This window comes from Cellulomonas sp. zg-ZUI22, assembly GCF_017353535.1.
GTDB lineage: Bacteria > Actinomycetota > Actinomycetes > Actinomycetales > Cellulomonadaceae > Cellulomonas > Cellulomonas wangleii.
This window is the reverse complement of sequence record NZ_JAFMUZ010000003.1, coordinates 273977-288760: the sequence shown is the minus strand read 5'-3', so window position 1 is coordinate 288760 and position 14784 is coordinate 273977. Positions and strand designations below refer to the sequence as shown.

14 protein-coding genes and 2 tRNA genes are annotated in these 14784 nt (G+C 73.5%); 8 read left to right on the top strand and 8 right to left on the bottom strand.

Annotated elements, in window-relative coordinates:
* Positions 1-62: 62 nt before the first annotated feature.
* The 6 genes from J1G43_RS12655 to J1G43_RS12630 all read right to left on the bottom strand — a co-directional run bounded on the left by J1G43_RS12655 (position 63) and on the right by J1G43_RS12630 (position 5315).
* Positions 63-1148 carry an LLM class F420-dependent oxidoreductase gene (locus J1G43_RS12655; RefSeq protein WP_207340600.1) on the bottom strand — a complete coding sequence of 362 codons (1086 nt, stop codon included), beginning with the start codon at positions 1146-1148 and terminating at the stop codon, positions 63-65.
* A 56-nt stretch (positions 1149-1204) separates the two neighbouring features.
* Positions 1205-2200: a DUF1648 domain-containing protein gene (locus J1G43_RS12650; protein WP_207340599.1), complete on the bottom strand. Its 996-nt coding sequence runs from the start codon at positions 2198-2200 to the stop codon at positions 1205-1207.
* Positions 2197-2550 (bottom strand): GntR family transcriptional regulator, encoded by a 354-nt coding sequence (locus J1G43_RS12645; RefSeq protein WP_207340598.1) that lies wholly within the window; start codon positions 2548-2550, stop codon positions 2197-2199. The genes J1G43_RS12650 and J1G43_RS12645 overlap by 4 nt, the downstream gene beginning before the upstream one ends.
* Before the next feature lie 87 nt (positions 2551-2637).
* A complete protein-coding gene (gene epsC, locus J1G43_RS12640; RefSeq protein ID WP_207340597.1) occupies positions 2638-3222 on the bottom strand; it encodes a serine O-acetyltransferase EpsC in 585 nt (194 codons plus the stop codon).
* Positions 3223-3312: 90 nt separating this feature from the next.
* On the bottom strand, positions 3313-4248 hold the full coding sequence (gene cysK / locus J1G43_RS12635; protein WP_207340596.1) for a cysteine synthase A: 936 nt from the start codon (positions 4246-4248) through the stop codon (positions 3313-3315).
* Positions 4249-4664: 416 nt separating this feature from the next.
* Positions 4665-5315: an SGNH/GDSL hydrolase family protein gene (locus J1G43_RS12630; RefSeq protein WP_207340595.1), complete on the bottom strand. Its 651-nt coding sequence runs from the start codon at positions 5313-5315 to the stop codon at positions 4665-4667.
* Positions 5316-5453: 138 nt separating this feature from the next.
* Here J1G43_RS12630 and J1G43_RS12625 point away from each other — a divergent pair.
* A tRNA-Pro gene (locus J1G43_RS12625) sits at positions 5454-5528 on the top strand.
* 92 nt (positions 5529-5620) lie between these two features.
* On the top strand, positions 5621-6076 hold the full coding sequence (locus J1G43_RS12620; protein WP_207340594.1) for an iron chaperone: 456 nt from the start codon (positions 5621-5623) through the stop codon (positions 6074-6076).
* Between the two features lie 214 nt (positions 6077-6290).
* On the opposite strand, the gene J1G43_RS12615 is transcribed toward J1G43_RS12620, so the two are convergent.
* Positions 6291-6361: transfer RNA gene (locus J1G43_RS12615), tRNA-Gly, on the bottom strand.
* Between the two features lie 347 nt (positions 6362-6708).
* Between J1G43_RS12615 and tig the strand changes: the two genes are divergently transcribed.
* The 6 genes from tig to J1G43_RS12585 all read left to right on the top strand — a co-directional run bounded on the left by tig (position 6709) and on the right by J1G43_RS12585 (position 12926).
* Positions 6709-8115, top strand: coding sequence for a trigger factor (gene tig, locus J1G43_RS12610; protein WP_207340593.1), 1407 nt, complete (start codon positions 6709-6711; stop codon positions 8113-8115).
* Between the two features lie 249 nt (positions 8116-8364).
* On the top strand, positions 8365-8997 hold the full coding sequence (locus J1G43_RS12605) for an ATP-dependent Clp protease proteolytic subunit (protein WP_089801679.1): 633 nt from the start codon (positions 8365-8367) through the stop codon (positions 8995-8997).
* A 40-nt stretch (positions 8998-9037) separates the two neighbouring features.
* Positions 9038-9733: an ATP-dependent Clp protease proteolytic subunit gene (locus J1G43_RS12600; RefSeq protein ID WP_307859579.1), complete on the top strand. Its 696-nt coding sequence runs from the start codon at positions 9038-9040 to the stop codon at positions 9731-9733.
* 250 nt (positions 9734-9983) lie between these two features.
* Positions 9984-11267 carry an ATP-dependent Clp protease ATP-binding subunit ClpX gene (clpX, locus tag J1G43_RS12595; protein ID WP_207340592.1) on the top strand — a complete coding sequence of 428 codons (1284 nt, stop codon included), beginning with the start codon at positions 9984-9986 and terminating at the stop codon, positions 11265-11267.
* Positions 11264-11581: a chorismate mutase gene (locus tag J1G43_RS12590; RefSeq protein WP_207340591.1), complete on the top strand. Its 318-nt coding sequence runs from the start codon at positions 11264-11266 to the stop codon at positions 11579-11581. The genes clpX and J1G43_RS12590 overlap by 4 nt, the downstream gene beginning before the upstream one ends.
* Before the next feature lie 121 nt (positions 11582-11702).
* Positions 11703-12926, top strand: coding sequence for a hypothetical protein (locus tag J1G43_RS12585; RefSeq protein ID WP_307859578.1), 1224 nt, complete (start codon positions 11703-11705; stop codon positions 12924-12926).
* A gap of 13 nt (positions 12927-12939) precedes the next feature.
* Here J1G43_RS12585 and J1G43_RS12580 read toward each other — a convergent pair whose 3' ends face one another.
* Positions 12940-14754, bottom strand: coding sequence for a long-chain fatty acid--CoA ligase (locus tag J1G43_RS12580; RefSeq protein ID WP_207378559.1), 1815 nt, complete (start codon positions 14752-14754; stop codon positions 12940-12942).
* Positions 14755-14784 lie beyond the last annotated feature (30 nt).

Here is a 14784-nt window from a genome sequence, read left to right as displayed (position 1 = left end):
CCTTGCGGACGTGCTCCGTGCGGTGCGGTGCACCCTCCTGCCGGTGCACCGTCGACCCCAGGCTAGGCCGGGTCGGGCGCCGTCCCCGCCCCCGGGGCGCCGTCGTGACCAGCCTCACGCCACAGCGCCGCCAGCCGCGGCAGCGTGCGGGGGTCCGCCTGGGCCAGCACGGTGGTGACAGCCGTGGTGCGCCAGGCGGGCAGCTGGGCCCGGACGTCGTCCTCGGTGCCGACCAGGGCGATGTCGCGCACCAGCTCGGTGGGCACCGCGGCCGTGGCGCGCGCCCGGTCGCCCGCCAGGTAGTGGGCCTGGATCTCGTCGCACGCCTCGGTGTACCCCAGGCGGTCGAGCACGTCCCGGTGGAAGTTCGCACCCTTGGCGCCCATGCCGCCGGCGTACAGCGCGATGAAGGGGCGCACCGCGTCGGCCGCCTGCTCGACGTCGTCCGCCAGCACGACCGGCACCGTCGCGACGACCTCGAAGTCCTCCGCGGGCCGGCGGGCCGCTGCGCGGCGCGCGAAGCCGTCGGCGAGCAGCTCGCGGTACGTCGCGTCCATGCGGGGCGAGTAGAACAGGGGTAGCCAGCCGTCGGCGATCTCCGCCGCCATCGCGATGTTGCGCGGTCCCTCGGCGGCCAGGTGGATCGGCAGGTCGGCGCGCAGCGGGTGGACGGTCGAGCGCAGCGCCTTGCCGAGCCCGGCGCCCTCGTCGGCGGGCAGCGGCAGGCGGTAGAAGTCGCCGTCGTACGTCACCGGGGCCTCGCGGGCCAGCACCTGGCGCACGACGTCGACGTACTCGCGGGTGCGGGCCAGGGGCCGCGGGTAGGGCTGGCCGTACCAGCCCTCGACCACCTGCGGCCCGGACGCCCCGAGCCCGAGGACGAACCGCCCGCCGCTGAGGTGGTCGAGCGTGAGCGCCGCCATCGCCGCGGCCGTCGGGGTGCGCGCGGAGATCTGCGCGATCGCGGTGCCCAGGCGCACGCGGCGGGTGCGGGCGCCCCACCACGCGAGCGGGGTCAGCGCGTCCGAGCCGTACGCCTCTGCGGTCCACACCGAGTCCAGGCCGAGCTCGTCGGCCGCGGCGACGGCCTGCGCGGCGCCCGGCGGGGGGCCGGCCGACCAGTAGCCCGTGTGGTACCCGAGGCGCATGCGCTGCTCCCTGTCGTCGTCGCCGTCGACGCGCGCCGGTCGGCGCCCGGCCGAGGCTACCCGGTGGTACGCCCGGATCGGCTGCGCTCCGCCAGGGTGTTGAGCAGCGCCGCCGCCGTCGCCGCGTCGTCCACCGTCACGACGTTCACGCGGCCGCCGGTGCGCTCGACCTCGACGGCCTCCCCGCGTCGCAGCACGAAGCCGACGCGCCCGCCCGCCCCGACGCGATAGCCCCAGCCGCCGAACTCGCGCAACGGCTCGACCGTGGCGACGCGGGCGACCACCACCTCGTCCAGCGGCACGCGCATCGACGGCCAGCCCAGCGGGGAACGGGCGACCAGCCCGCGTGCGTCGACGCTCACGCGCAGCACGAGCGTGGCGGCGAGCAGCAGGCCCAGCAGCGCCGGGACGACGAGCATGTAGGGGGCGTCCGACGCGATCGCGAGCACGGCCGTGGTGATCGTCGCGACCGCGCCGACCCCGGTGCCGACCGGGCTCGTGACGGTCGCGCTCCAGGCTGCCCGCTCGGTGGGGGCGAGGTCCGTGCGCGGGGCAGCGGCGTCCGGCGGTGCCGTCGCCGGCTGGGGCGCCGTGCGGGGCACGAGCAGCGCGACCACGACGGCGGCGAGGACGCCGAGCGCGGTCGAGACGCCGAGGGTCGGGTCGATGTCGGGGCTCGCCGCGGCGTCCGGCAGGTCGAGCTGCCCCGCGAGGGACCCGATCGTCAGCCCGGACATCATCACGGCGAGGAACGTCGAGGCGGCTGCCGCGAGGCGCCGCGTCGACGTGTCCCGGCCTGCGAAGAAGGCCAGCGCCCACATGCCGAGCGCGAGCACCGGCACCACCAGGCCGGACAGCAGCAGCATCTCGGTGAGGCTGCCGAACCCGTCGGGCGCCCCGGACGGACCCCAGTGCGTCGCGACCGGGTCGGGCAGGCGCGGCGCCCACGACGCGCCGACCGCGACGGCCGTGCCGGTCACGGCCAGCGGCAGCACGAGCGTCGTGAGCGTCGTGGCGAGCCGGTGCGGCGGGGTCGGGCGCGGGGTGGTCATCGCAGGGCCTCCTTGACGAGGGTGGTGACGGTCTCGGGGGCGACCCGCAGCCGCCGCGCGGTCGCGGCGAGCGCGGAGACGGCGGCGTGCAGGTCGGTGAGGTCCGGTGCGCTCGTGCCGGTGACGACGGCGCCCCGGCCGCGCCGGAGCTCGACGACCCCCTCGTCGCGCAGCATCTGGTAGGCGTGCAGCACGGTGTGGAGGTTGACCTCCAGGGAGGTGGCCAGCTCCCGCGCCGAGGGCAGGCGCTCGCCCGTGCGCACCTCGCCGCGTGCGACGGCCGAGCGCACCTGGTCGGCGAGCTGGGCGTAGATCGGCTCGCCGGAGGTGGGGTCGATCCGGAAGATCATGCGTCCAGTCTAGTAGTTAGCCAACAACTAGAACAAGGTGGGGCGACGTCGCGCCCCGGCGAGCGGGGGCGTGGGCCGGCGGGGCGGTCAGATGTAGATCGCGGGGTCGTCGACCTCGACGTCGAGCGGCACCTGCGTGCCCCGGCCGCGGATCTTCGCGGGGACGCCCACGGCGATCGCGCCCGCCGGTACGTCCGTGATGACGACCGCGTTGGCGCCCACCTGCGCGTCGTGGCCGACCCACACGGGCCCGAGGATCTTGGCGCCGGCGCCGACCACGACCCGGTCGCCGAGCGTGGGGTGCCGCTTGCCGCGCTTCATGGAGCGGCCGCCGAGCGTGGCACCGTGGAACAGCACGACGTCGTCGCCGACCTCGGCGGTCTCGCCGATCACCACGCCCATGCCGTGGTCGATGAACAGGCGCTCCCCGAGCCGGGCCCCCGGGTGGATCTCCACGCCGGTGGCCGCCCGCGCCATCTGCGACACCACCCGCGCGGGCAGGCGCAGCAGCGGGACGGCCCACATGTGGTGCGCCAGTCGGTACACCCAGATCGCGTGCACCCCCGGGTACGCCAGCGCCACCTCGAGCCGGGTGCGGGCGGCCGGGTCGTGCCGGTGCGCCGCGTCGAGGTCGTCGCGCAGCGTGCGCAGGAACTGGTGCAGGGGACGCATGGTGGGGCTCCGGTCAGGGGTGGGCGTCCGCCGGGAGGGCGGACGGCTGCGGGCCCGGTCGCCGCGGGGCGACGACCGGGCCCGGCGTCGTCAGTCGAGCAGGTCGGCGTAGAGCACCGAGGTGAGGTACCGCTCGCCGAACGACGGGATGATCGCGACGATCAGCTTGCCCGCGTTCTCGGGTCGCTGGGCCAGCAGCGTCGCGGCGTGCAGCGCGGCGCCGGACGAGATGCCGACGAGCAGGCCCTCCTCGCGCGCGGCGCGGCGGGCGACCGCCACGGCGGTCTCGGCGTCGACGTCGATGATCTCGTCGTAGACGGCCGTGTCGAGGATCTCGGGGACGAAGTTGGCGCCGATGCCCTGGATCTTGTGCGGGCCGGGGGCGCCGCCGTTGAGGATGGGCGACTCGGCCGGCTCGACGCCGACGATCTGCACGCCCGGCTTGCGCTCCTTGAGCACCTGACCGACGCCCGTGATGGTGCCGCCCGTGCCGATGCCGGCGACGAGGATGTCGATCTCGCCGTCCGTGTCGGCCCAGATCTCCTCGGCCGTCGTGCGGCGGTGGATCTCGGGGTTGGCCTCGTTGGCGAACTGGCGGGCCAGGATCGCGCCCGGCCGCTCGGAGACGATCTCGTTGGCGCGGTTGACCGCGCCCTTCATGCCCTCGGAGCCCGGCGTGAGGATCAGCTCGGCGCCGAAGGCCCGCAGCAGCGCGCGCCGCTCCTTCGACATCGTCTCCGGCATCGTCAGCACGACCTTGTAGCCGCGCGCGGCGCCGACGAACGCCAGCGCGATGCCGGTGTTGCCGCTGGTGGCCTCGACGATCGTGCCGCCGGCCTGCAGCTCGCCGGACTTCTCGGCCGCGTCGATGATCGCGACGCCGATGCGGTCCTTGACCGAGTTGGCCGGGTTGTAGAACTCGAGCTTGCCGACGACCCGGGCGGGGGCGCCGTCGGTGATCTTGTTGATGCGGACGAGCGGGGTGTTGCCGATGAGCGCGGTGGCGTCCTCGTAGATGCGTGCCATGGTTCCTCTTCGGTCGGCGCCGGGCCCCGAGGGGGCGGCGGGTGCGGGGGATCTGCGGTGCCAGGGGGCGCCGGCGGTGCGGCGCGGTGGTGACGGGTCCCCGCCGTGACGGGGCGACGGGGCGAGCGCTGGCCGGGGGTGCACCGGGACGGTGCGGTGCACGACGGGTGCGTGCGGGCGCGCCAGCGCTCTACCGACACCGACAACAGGTGGGCGCCACGCAGGCGCGCAGGACGGGGGCTACGGCGGCGGTGGGCACGCGCATCGCTCTCCTCGTCCGGGGCCCGCGAGAGGCGGGCCGGGCACGGGTGTCGACCCGTGGTCGAGCCGACGGTAGTCCCAACACGACGACACGCGCAAAGGTTCCCCGCGAGACGGGCGTCCCGCCATGCGGACGTCGGTGGTGGGGCGGACCCTCAGCGGGCCGCCAGGCCGACCGCCGCGAGCCACGCCTCGGCCAGCAGCCCGTGGCCCGCCGGGGTCGGGTGGACCCCGTCGAACGCCCACCGCTCGGGCGCGGTGCGGGACGCGGCGGCCGCGAACAGGCCGTCGGCGGGCACCAGCACCGCGTCGTACTCGGCCGCGAGCCGGCGCACGACGTGGATCCGGGGGTCGAGGTCCTCGCGCCACGCCGGGCTCACGGGCGGGACGGGCAGCACGAACGGCTCGACGAGGACGAACCGCGGGTCGAGCCGCTCGCGCGCCGCGTCGAGGATCGCGCGGTAGTGCTCCTCGTACTCGGCGGTGGTCGTGACGTCCCCGGAGCCGAAGCGCCGCCAGGTGTCGTTCACCCCGACGAGCACCGACACCACGGTCGGCTCGAGGGCCAGCGCGTCGGGGTGCCAGCGGTCGCGGAGCATGCGCGTGGTGTCACCGCCGACGCCGCGGTTGTGGAACGTGAGCCCCAGGTCGGGTCGGCGCGCCCCTGCGAGCGCCGCCACGATGCCCGCGTACCCGTGCCCCAGCCCCCACGGCGAGTCGGGCTGGTCGTGGTCACGCCCCCACTCGGTGATCGAGTCACCGGTCAGGAGCACGCGGTCGCCGGGCTGCAGGTACGTCGTCGTCACGGCGCCACCCCATCACGACCGGCACGGCCGACGGAAGTCGCACGAGGACGGGCCCGTGGTGCCGGGTGCGGCGCCACGGGGCGTCCGGGGCCCTGGGTCCGCCGGTAGGGTGAGCGCGTGCCGCCCGCCGGCGGTGCACGGGCTGTAGCGCAGCTTGGTCAGCGCACCGCGTTTGGGACGCGGGGGTCGCGGGTTCGAATCCCGCCAGCCCGACACCATCCGCCGATCGGTCAGGATCCGAGAAGCGCCACCCCTCCGGTGCCTCCTAGCGTCGAGTCGTCCGCATCGACGACGAGGAGAGCGTCATGACCGCGTCGAAGGCACAGGCCACCGAGGGCACGTTCAGCGCCGCGGAGCGCGCCGCCATGAAGGAGCGCGCGGCCGAGCTCAGGGCCGACTCGGCACGGGGTGGGAAGCAGGCGAAGGCCGACCGGCTCGAGGCGGACGTCCTGGCGAAGATCGCCGAGATGCCGCCGGCCGACCGCGCGCTCGCGGAGCGGTTCCACGCGCTCGTGCGCGAGCACGCGCCGCACCTCGCGCCGCGGACCTGGTACGGCATGCCCGCCTACGCGAAGGACGGCAGGGTGCTGTGCTTCCTCAAGCCGTCCGAGAAGTTCGGGTCGCGCTACACGACCATCGGGTTCGAGGACCCCGCCGCGCTCGACGACGGCCCGCTGTGGCCGACGTCGTACGCCCTGACCGCGTGGACGGACGGGGTCGGACGCACGCTCGCGGACCTCGTGCGTCGCGCCGCCGGCTGACTGGCGCGCGCGGGGGCCACCGACGGCGTCGCCCTGTACGACGGGACCGTCGCGTCCGTCGAGGCCGCTGCTCCAGGCGTCCGGGCTGCCGGAGCCGCTCGCCGGGTGGCTGCGGGAGACGGTCGGCCCGGAGGGCCCGACGGGTGAGCGGCTCGTCCGTGGTCGTGACGAGCGGGACGTGCCGGACGTCCGCCCGGGGGGACGGTGGGGAGAGAGCGGACGACGGGAATCGAACCCGCGTAGCCAGTTTGGAAGACTGGGGCTCTACCATTGAGCTACGTCCGCACGCGCCCGGTGCGGGTGCCCGAGCGGGCTCCGACCGTGGCGGCGCAGCAAGGTTACCGGTTCCGCCGCGGTCGTCGCCCCACACCCGTGCTCCTGCCCGTCGTCGCGCGGTGCAGCCCGCCCCGTGCGGCGCCCGCCTTGGCGGCCGGTCCCACGCGTGGCGTAGCATCGAGGGTCGCGCGTACGCGCCGTCGGGCACTCGCACGTCGCCACCCCGGGCTGGACCTCGGGGCGGTCACGACGTCGCCCGGCCCGCAGCGTGCAGCGCCTCCCAGAGCGTGAGATCGAAGCGTGCCACCACGTCGGACCCGCCGGCGCCCGGCCATGACCAGTTGGAGATCATCGAAGTGAAGAGCGCCGTCGAGACCCTGGACCCGACGAAGGTCAAGCTGACCGTCGAGGTGACGTACGACGAGCTCAAGCCGAGCATCGACCACGCGTACCAGCACATCGCCGAGCAGGTGACCGTGCCGGGCTTCCGCAAGGGCAAGGTGCCGCCGCGCATCATCGACCAGCGGGTGGGTCGTCCTGCCGTCATCGAGCACGCCGTCAACGAGGGCCTGTCGGGCTTCTACGCCGAGGCCGTCCGTGAGAACAAGCTGCGCCCCATGGGTCAGCCCGCCGTCGAGGTCACGCAGGTCCCCGGCCTCGTCCCCGCCGCCGCCGGTGAGGAGGGCGAGCTGCACTTCACCGCCGAGGTCGAGGTGCGCCCCGAGATCACCCTGCCCGAGCTCGACAGCCTGAGCGTCACGGTCGACGACGTCGAGGTCTCGGACGAGGACGTCGCCGCGCGTCTCGACGCGCTGCGCGAGCGCTTCGGCTCGCTCGTGGGCGTCGACCGTCCGGCGGAGTCGGGCGACTTCGTCGTCATCGACCTCACCGCGACGATCGACGGCGAGCAGATCGACCAGGTCTCCGGCACGAGCTACCAGATCGGTTCGGGCAACATGCTCGAGGGGCTGGACGAGGCGCTCGTCGGGCTGTCGTCCGGCGAGACCACGACGTTCGAGACCGAGCTCGCCGGTGGTGACCGCAAGGGTGAGAAGGCCCTGGTCAGCGTCACGGCGACCGGCGTCAAGGAGCGTCAGCTGCCCGAGGTCGACGACGAGTTCGCGCAGCTCGCGAGCGAGTTCGACACGATCGACGAGCTCAAGGCCGACCTGCGCGAGCAGGCGGGCCGCATCAAGGCGTCGAACCAGGCCGTGCAGGCGCGCGACCTGCTCGTCGAGAAGCTGACGGCCGAGGTCGAGATCCCCGTCCCCGCCGGCGTCGTCGAGGCCGAGGTGCACCGTCACCTCGAGTCCGAGGGTCGCCTGGAGGACGACGAGCACCGCACCGAGGTCACCGAGCAGGCCCAGACCGCGCTGCGCAACCAGATCCTGCTCGACACGCTGGCCGAGCAGCTCGACATCAAGGTCAGCCAGAGCGAGCTGCTCGACTACCTGGTCAGCGCGTCGCGCCAGTACGGCATGGACCCCAACACGTTCATCACGACGCTGGACCAGCAGGGCCAGATCCCGGCGATGGTGGCCGAGGTCGCACGCTCCAAGGCGCTGGCCGTCGCGCTGCGCCGCGTCGCCGTCGTCGACGGCTCCGGTGCGGCCGTCGACCTGTCGGAGTTCATCGGCACGGACGAGGAGGACGCGGCGGCCGACCAGGCCGACGCCGCCGCCGAGGCCGCCGTCGCCGCCGACCCCGCGACCGACGTGTCGTCCGTCGCGTTCGGCGAGGACAGCGCCGACGAGAAGGCCTGACACACCGGCCAGGTCCCCGCACGTCGACGACGGCCCCGCTGTGCCCCTCGCGGGTGCGGCGGGGCCGTCGTCGTCCCGCCGTGGGCGGGGCGCCCGCCACGGCTGCGCCGTCAGCGAAACGGCGCGCGGGCGGGACGTGGGCGGGCGCACGCGGGCGTTAGGGTCGCTGCAACGCGTGGCCGTCCGTCGCCCCCGGCAGGGGAGCGGACCGGTGCGCAGGGTAGGACGCAGCCAGACGAGGGAGCCTTCGTGAACGAGCAGGTGCCGGCCGTGGCCCGGGCAGATTCTCCGGGTCTCGGTCTCAACGACCACATCTACAACCGACTGCTCCGTGAGCGGATCATCTGGCTCGGCTCGGAGGTCCGGGACGAGAACGCCAACGCCATCTGCGCGCAGATGATGCTGCTGGCGGCCGAGGACCCGGACAAGGACATCTGGCTCTACATCAACTCGCCGGGCGGGTCGATCACGGCCGGCATGGCGATCTACGACACCATGCAGTACATCAAGCCCGACGTCGCGACGATCGCGATGGGCATGGCGGCGTCGATGGGGCAGTTCCTGCTGTCGTCCGGGGCCAAGGGCAAGCGGTACGCGACGCCCCACGCCCGCGTGATGATGCACCAGCCGTCCGGCGGCATCGGTGGCACCGCCACCGACGTGCGCATCAACGCCCAGCTGATCCTGCACATGAAGAAGGTGCTGGCCGAGCTGATCGCCGAGCAGACGGGCAAGAGCGTCGAGCAGATCAACGCCGACTCGGACCGTGACCGCTGGTTCACCGCCCCCGAGGCGCTCGAGTACGGCTTCATCGACCACGTGGTGACGCAGAGCCACTCCGTGACCGGCGGCGGGGGCACCGACCCCGGTACCCCGGCCTGACGGCCCGGCGACGCGCAGAGAACCAGCGAGGAGAACCTTCGTGAGCATGGAGTCCCAGTTCATCGCCCGTGCCAGCCGGCTGGCCGGCGGCGCGGCGCCCGCGTCCCCGGCGGGCCGGTACGTGCTGCCGCAGTTCGAGGAGCGCACCGCCTACGGCTTCAAGCGCCAGGACCCGTACACCAAGCTGTTCGAGGACCGCATCATCTTCCTCGGCGTGCAGGTGGACGACGCCTCGGCGGACGACGTGATGGCGCAGCTGCTCGTGCTGGAGTCCACGGACCCCGACCGCGACATCACGCTGTACATCAACTCGCCCGGTGGCTCCTTCACGGCGCTCACGGCGATCTACGACACGATGCAGTACATCAAGCCGCACATCCAGACCGTCTGCCTCGGGCAGGCGGCCTCGGCGGCGGCCATCCTGCTGGCCGCCGGCTCGCCGGGCAAGCGCCTCGCGCTGCCCAACGCCCGCGTGCTGATCCACCAGCCCGCGATGGAGGGTGGCGGCTACGCGCAGGCGTCGGACATCGAGATCCAGGCCAACGAGCTCATCCGCATCCGCGAGTGGCTCGAGGCGGCGCTCGCGCAGCACACCGGACGCCCGATCGAGCAGGTGCGTCAGGACATCGAGCGCGACAAGATCCTCACTGCGGCGCAGGCCAAGGACTACGGGATCGTCGACCAGGTGCTCGAGAGCCGCAAGGGTGTGCACCCCACGGTGGTCCAGCCCAGCTGACGTCCGGGTGCCGCGGTCCCGCCCGACGGCGGGACCGCGGCAAACGATGGGCCATGGTTGGGTCATCCGCGCGAATCGGGACGCATCGGACGGCGTGTCGGCTCCGACACGCCGCGACGCACCCGTCGGGTTCGGCTGACACGGGGCCGCCGGTGGTGTGCAATGGGGGAACGTGACTCGCGGACCGCGAGGTCACGACGACGGCGCACCGCCGGCACGGCGGAGGGCGACACGAGGGAAGGGGACGCACATGGCGCGTATCGGGGACGGTGCGGACCTTCTCAAGTGCTCGTTCTGCGGCAAGTCCCAGAAGCAGGTGAAGAAGCTCATCGCGGGGCCGGGCGTCTACATCTGCGACGAGTGCATCGACCTGTGCAACGAGATCATCGAGGAGGAGCTCGCCGAGGCCACCGAGGTCGGCATGGTCGAGCTGCCCAAGCCGAAGGAGATCTTCGACTTCCTCGAGCAGTACATCGTCGGTCAGGAGCCCGCCAAGCGGTCGCTCGCCGTCGCCGTGTACAACCACTACAAGCGCATCCAGGCCGGGGAGTCCGCGCGCGCGACGACCACCGGCGAGGAGCAGGTCGAGATCGCGAAGTCGAACATCCTGCTGATCGGCCCGACCGGCTGCGGCAAGACGTACCTCGCGCAGACGCTCGCCAAGATGCTCAACGTCCCGTTCGCCATCGCGGACGCCACTGCGCTGACCGAGGCGGGCTACGTCGGCGAGGACGTCGAGAACATCCTGCTCAAGCTGATCCAGGCCGCTGACTACGACGTCAAGAAGGCCGAGACCGGCATCATCTACATCGACGAGATCGACAAGATCGCCCGCAAGAGCGAGAACCCGTCGATCACGCGCGACGTCTCGGGCGAGGGCGTGCAGCAGGCCCTGCTGAAGATCCTCGAGGGCACCACGGCGTCGGTGCCGCCGCAGGGCGGGCGCAAGCACCCGCACCAGGAGTTCATCCAGATCGACACGACGAACGTCCTGTTCATCGTGGCCGGCGCCTTCGCCGGGCTCGACGAGATCATCACCTCGCGCGCAGGACGCCGCGGCATCGGGTTCGGCTCGCCCATCCACTCGGCCGACGACGTCGACGTCTACGGCGAGGTCATGCCGGAGGACCTGCTGAAGTTCGGGCTCATCCCCGAGTTCATCGGCCGCGTCCCGATCATCACGACCGTCTCGCCGCTCGACCGGGTCGCGCTCGTGCGGATCCTCACCGAGCCCCGCAACGCGCTCGTCAAGCAGTACCAGCGCATGTTCCAGATCGACGGCGTCGAGCTGGAGTTCGACACCGCGGCGGTCGAGGCCATCGCCGAGCAGGCGCTGCTGCGGGGGACCGGTGCGCGCGGTCTGCGCGCCATCCTCGAGGAGGTCCTGCAGCAGGTGATGTTCGAGGTCCCGTCCCGCGACGACGTGGCCCGCGTGGTCATCACGCGTGACGTGGTGCTGGACAACGTCAACCCCACGCTGGTCCCTCGCGAGGCGTCGCGTGACAAGCGCGCACCGCGTGAGAAGAGCGCGTGAGCGGTTCCGGAGCCCCCGCCGTCCCGTCGGAGCTGGCGCGGCTGCGCGGCAGCATCGACAACATCGACGCCGCGCTCGTGCACATCCTGGCGGAGCGGTTCAAGGCGACGCAGCGCGTGGGCGTCCTCAAGGCCGAGCTGGGGCTGCCCGCGTCGGACCCGGCCCGCGAGGCCGAGCAGGTGGGCCGGCTGCGTCGCCTCGCCCAGGAGGCGGAGCTGGACCCCGTGTTCGCGGAGAAGTTCCTGGCGTTCATCGTGGCCGAGGTGATCCACCACCACGAGGCCATCGCCCAGGGTCACGCGCAGCGGCCCTGACGGACGCCCGTCCGGCTCCGGTCCCGACCGGTGACCGTTGGCGTGGGCCGGGAGCGTGACCGATGGTAGAGGGGTCAGCCCCGGTGGTCCGCACCGGTCGCGCGGTGACGTCGCCGGGGACGTGCCCACGCAGGAGGAGTCCGACCCCATGCACCTGCACTGGCTCAAGCCGCTGCTCGGCCGTCCGGCGCCGTTCGTCACCGTCCACCTCGACGCGTCGCCCGCGGAGGTGGCCGGCGAGTCCGGCCCGATGGACCGCTGGCGGTCGGTGCGGCGGGACCTCGAGCGGGACGGTGCCCCCGCTGCGGTGCTCGACCAGGTGGCCGAGGTGCTCGGCCGGCCGGACGGGTGCCGCGACGCCCACGGCCGCGTCGTCGTGGCGGACGCCGAGGGTGTGCTCGTCGACCGGGTCCTGCGGGTCGCACCACCGGCGTCGCGGGGCGTGTACGGACCGGTGCCGGCGCTCTCGCCCGTCGTGCGCGCGGCGGAGGAGTCGGTGCAGGTCCTGGTCGTGGCGGTGGACCGCAGCGGCGCCGACCTGCGGTGGCTCGACGTGGACGCCGCCGTCGGTCCGGTCCGGTCCACCGAGACCGTCGAGGGCGGTCACGACGACGTCCACAAGGTGCGCGAGAGCGGCATCGAGCGGCGCGGGCAGACGCGGGCGGAGGACTCCTGGCAGCGCAACGCCGAGGCGGTCGCCGCGGCGGTCGACCGACGCGTGACGCAGACGGCACCCGGCCTCGTGGTCCTGACCGGTGACGTGCGCACCGTCCCGCTGGTGCGCGACGCCCTGGACCAGCACACGCGGCGGCTCGTCGTCGAGGTCGCAGGCGGCGGGCGGGGCGAGGGCATCCAGGCCGGCGCCTTCGCCGCGCGGCTCGCCGAGGCGGTGGACGCGCTGCGCGCCCGACGCCGCGCGGCGCAGGTGGAGCGCTACCGCGAGGCGCGCGGCCGTGGCGAGGGCGCCGTGACGGGCATCGACGACGTGGTCGAGGTGCTGCGCCGCGGGCAGGTCGACCAGCTCGTCGTCTCCGTCGACGCGCTGGACGCGGGCCTGGCGGAGCGCACCCTGTGGGTGGGGCCCGAACCGCTGCAGCTCGCGACGTCCCGGGCCGACCTCACGACGATCGGCGTGGTCGACGGGGAGTGCCGTGAGCTGCCCGCCGACGTGGCCCTGGTCCGGGCGGTGCTGGGCCAGGACGCCGGCATCACGTTCCTGGGTGACGGGGACGTCGAGCTGGTCGACGGTGTCGGGGCCGTGCTGCGCTGGGCGGACGGGTCGACGCCCAGCGAGTCGGTCCCGACGCAGTCGGCGGACACCCGTCGGCTGCGCTCGGGGGCGTGACCCGCCCCGCCCGTCAGTGCTCGCCGCGCGTGTCCACGTAGAGCTGCTCGATCTGCGGTGCGAAGCTCTGCAGCACGGCGGCCCGCTTGACCTTGAGCGACGGCGTCAGGAAGCCGTTCGCCTCGGTGAAGTCGGTCGTCAGCACCGCGATCTTGCGGATCGACTCGGCCCGTGAGACCGCCTCGTTCGCCCGGGCGACGGCGCGGTCGAGCGCCTCGAGCACCTGGGGGTTCGCCGCAGCGGTGGGCACGTCCATCGGGGGCAGGCCGTGCATCGCCAGCCACCCCGGCAGCATCTCTGCGTCCAGGGTCACCAGGGCGCCGATGAACGGGCGCTGGTCGCCGACGACGACGACCTGGCTCACCAGCGGGTGGCCGCGCAGACGGTCCTCGAGGACCGCCGGTGCGACGTTCTTGCCGCCCGCGGTGACGATGATCTCCTTGCTGCGCCCGGTGATCCGGACGTACCCGTCCTCGTCGAGCGTGCCGATGTCGCCGGTCCTGAACCAGCCGTCGACCAGGGCCTCGGCGGTCTCCTCGGGCATGTGCCGGTAGCCGCGGAAGACGTGCGGGCCGGAGATCCAGATCTGGCCCTCGTCGTCGACCTTCACCGAGGTGGCGGGCAGCGGCGGGCCGACGGTGCCGATCTTCGTCAGACCGGGCCGGTTCACCGTGGTCGCGGCGGTCGTCTCGGTCAGCCCGTAGCCCTCGAGCACGTGCACGCCGATGCCGCGGTAGAAGTGCCCCAGCCGCTCACCGAGCGGGGCACCGCCGGACACGGCGTACTCCACGTTGCCGCCGAGCGCGGCGCGCAGCTTGCGGTGCACGAGCGCGTCGGCCGCGCGGTGCTGGGCGCGCAGGGCCGCGCCCGGGCCCGACGGGGTGTCCAGCGCGCGGGAGTACGCGATGGCGACCTTGGCGGCCCAGCGGAAGATGCGCAGCGACGCGCCGTGGCCGGCCTTCTGCTCCGAGGAGTTGTAGACCTTCTCGAACACGCGCGGCACCGCGAGCAGGTAGCTGGGCCGGAAGGAGGCGAGGTCGGGCAGGAGGTTGCGGGTGTCCGGGGTGTGACCCATGACCGCGCCCGACTCGACGCAGAGCACCTCGATGAACCGCGCGAAGACGTGCGCCAGCGGCATGAACAGCAGCGTGCGCGACGTGGGCTTGGACACGACCTCGCCCAGGCCGATCGCACCGTTGCGGGCCAGGTCGACGAAGTTGCCGTGCGTCAGCTCGACACCCTTGGGCCGGCCCGTGGTCCCGGAGGTGTAGATGATCGTCGCCAGGTCGGCGCCTCGGGCGAGGACGCTGCGCCGGTCGATCTCGGTGTCGGACACGTCCATGCCCCGCGTGACCAGCGTGTCGATCGCGCCCTCGTCGATGACGAGCACCTCGCTCAGCCCCGGCAGGTCGTCGCGGACCTGCGTCACGACGGCGGCGTGCGCGGGAGTCTCGACGAGGGCGAGGCGGACCCCGGAGTCCGACGCGATCCACCGCACCTGCTCGGCCGACGACGTCTCGTAGATCGGGACCCCGACCGCCCCCGCCGTCCAGATGGCGAAGTCGAGCTGCGTCCACTCGTAGCGCGTGCGGCACATGATCGCGACGCGGTCGCCGGGCTGCACGCCGATGGCGACCAGGCCCTTCGCGATGGAGCGGACCTCGGCGACGAACGTGGCGACCGTGACGGGCTGCCACGTCCCGCCCAGCCCGGTCTGCCGCTCCGCGAGCACCCCCTTCGCGTCGCGCTTCAGCCGGTCGGCGAGCAGCGTGCAGATGGAGGCGCTCGGGTCGGGCTCGACGAGAGTGGGGGAGGTGTACTCGGGCATGGGGAGGGGCTCCTGAGGGCGGACGGACGA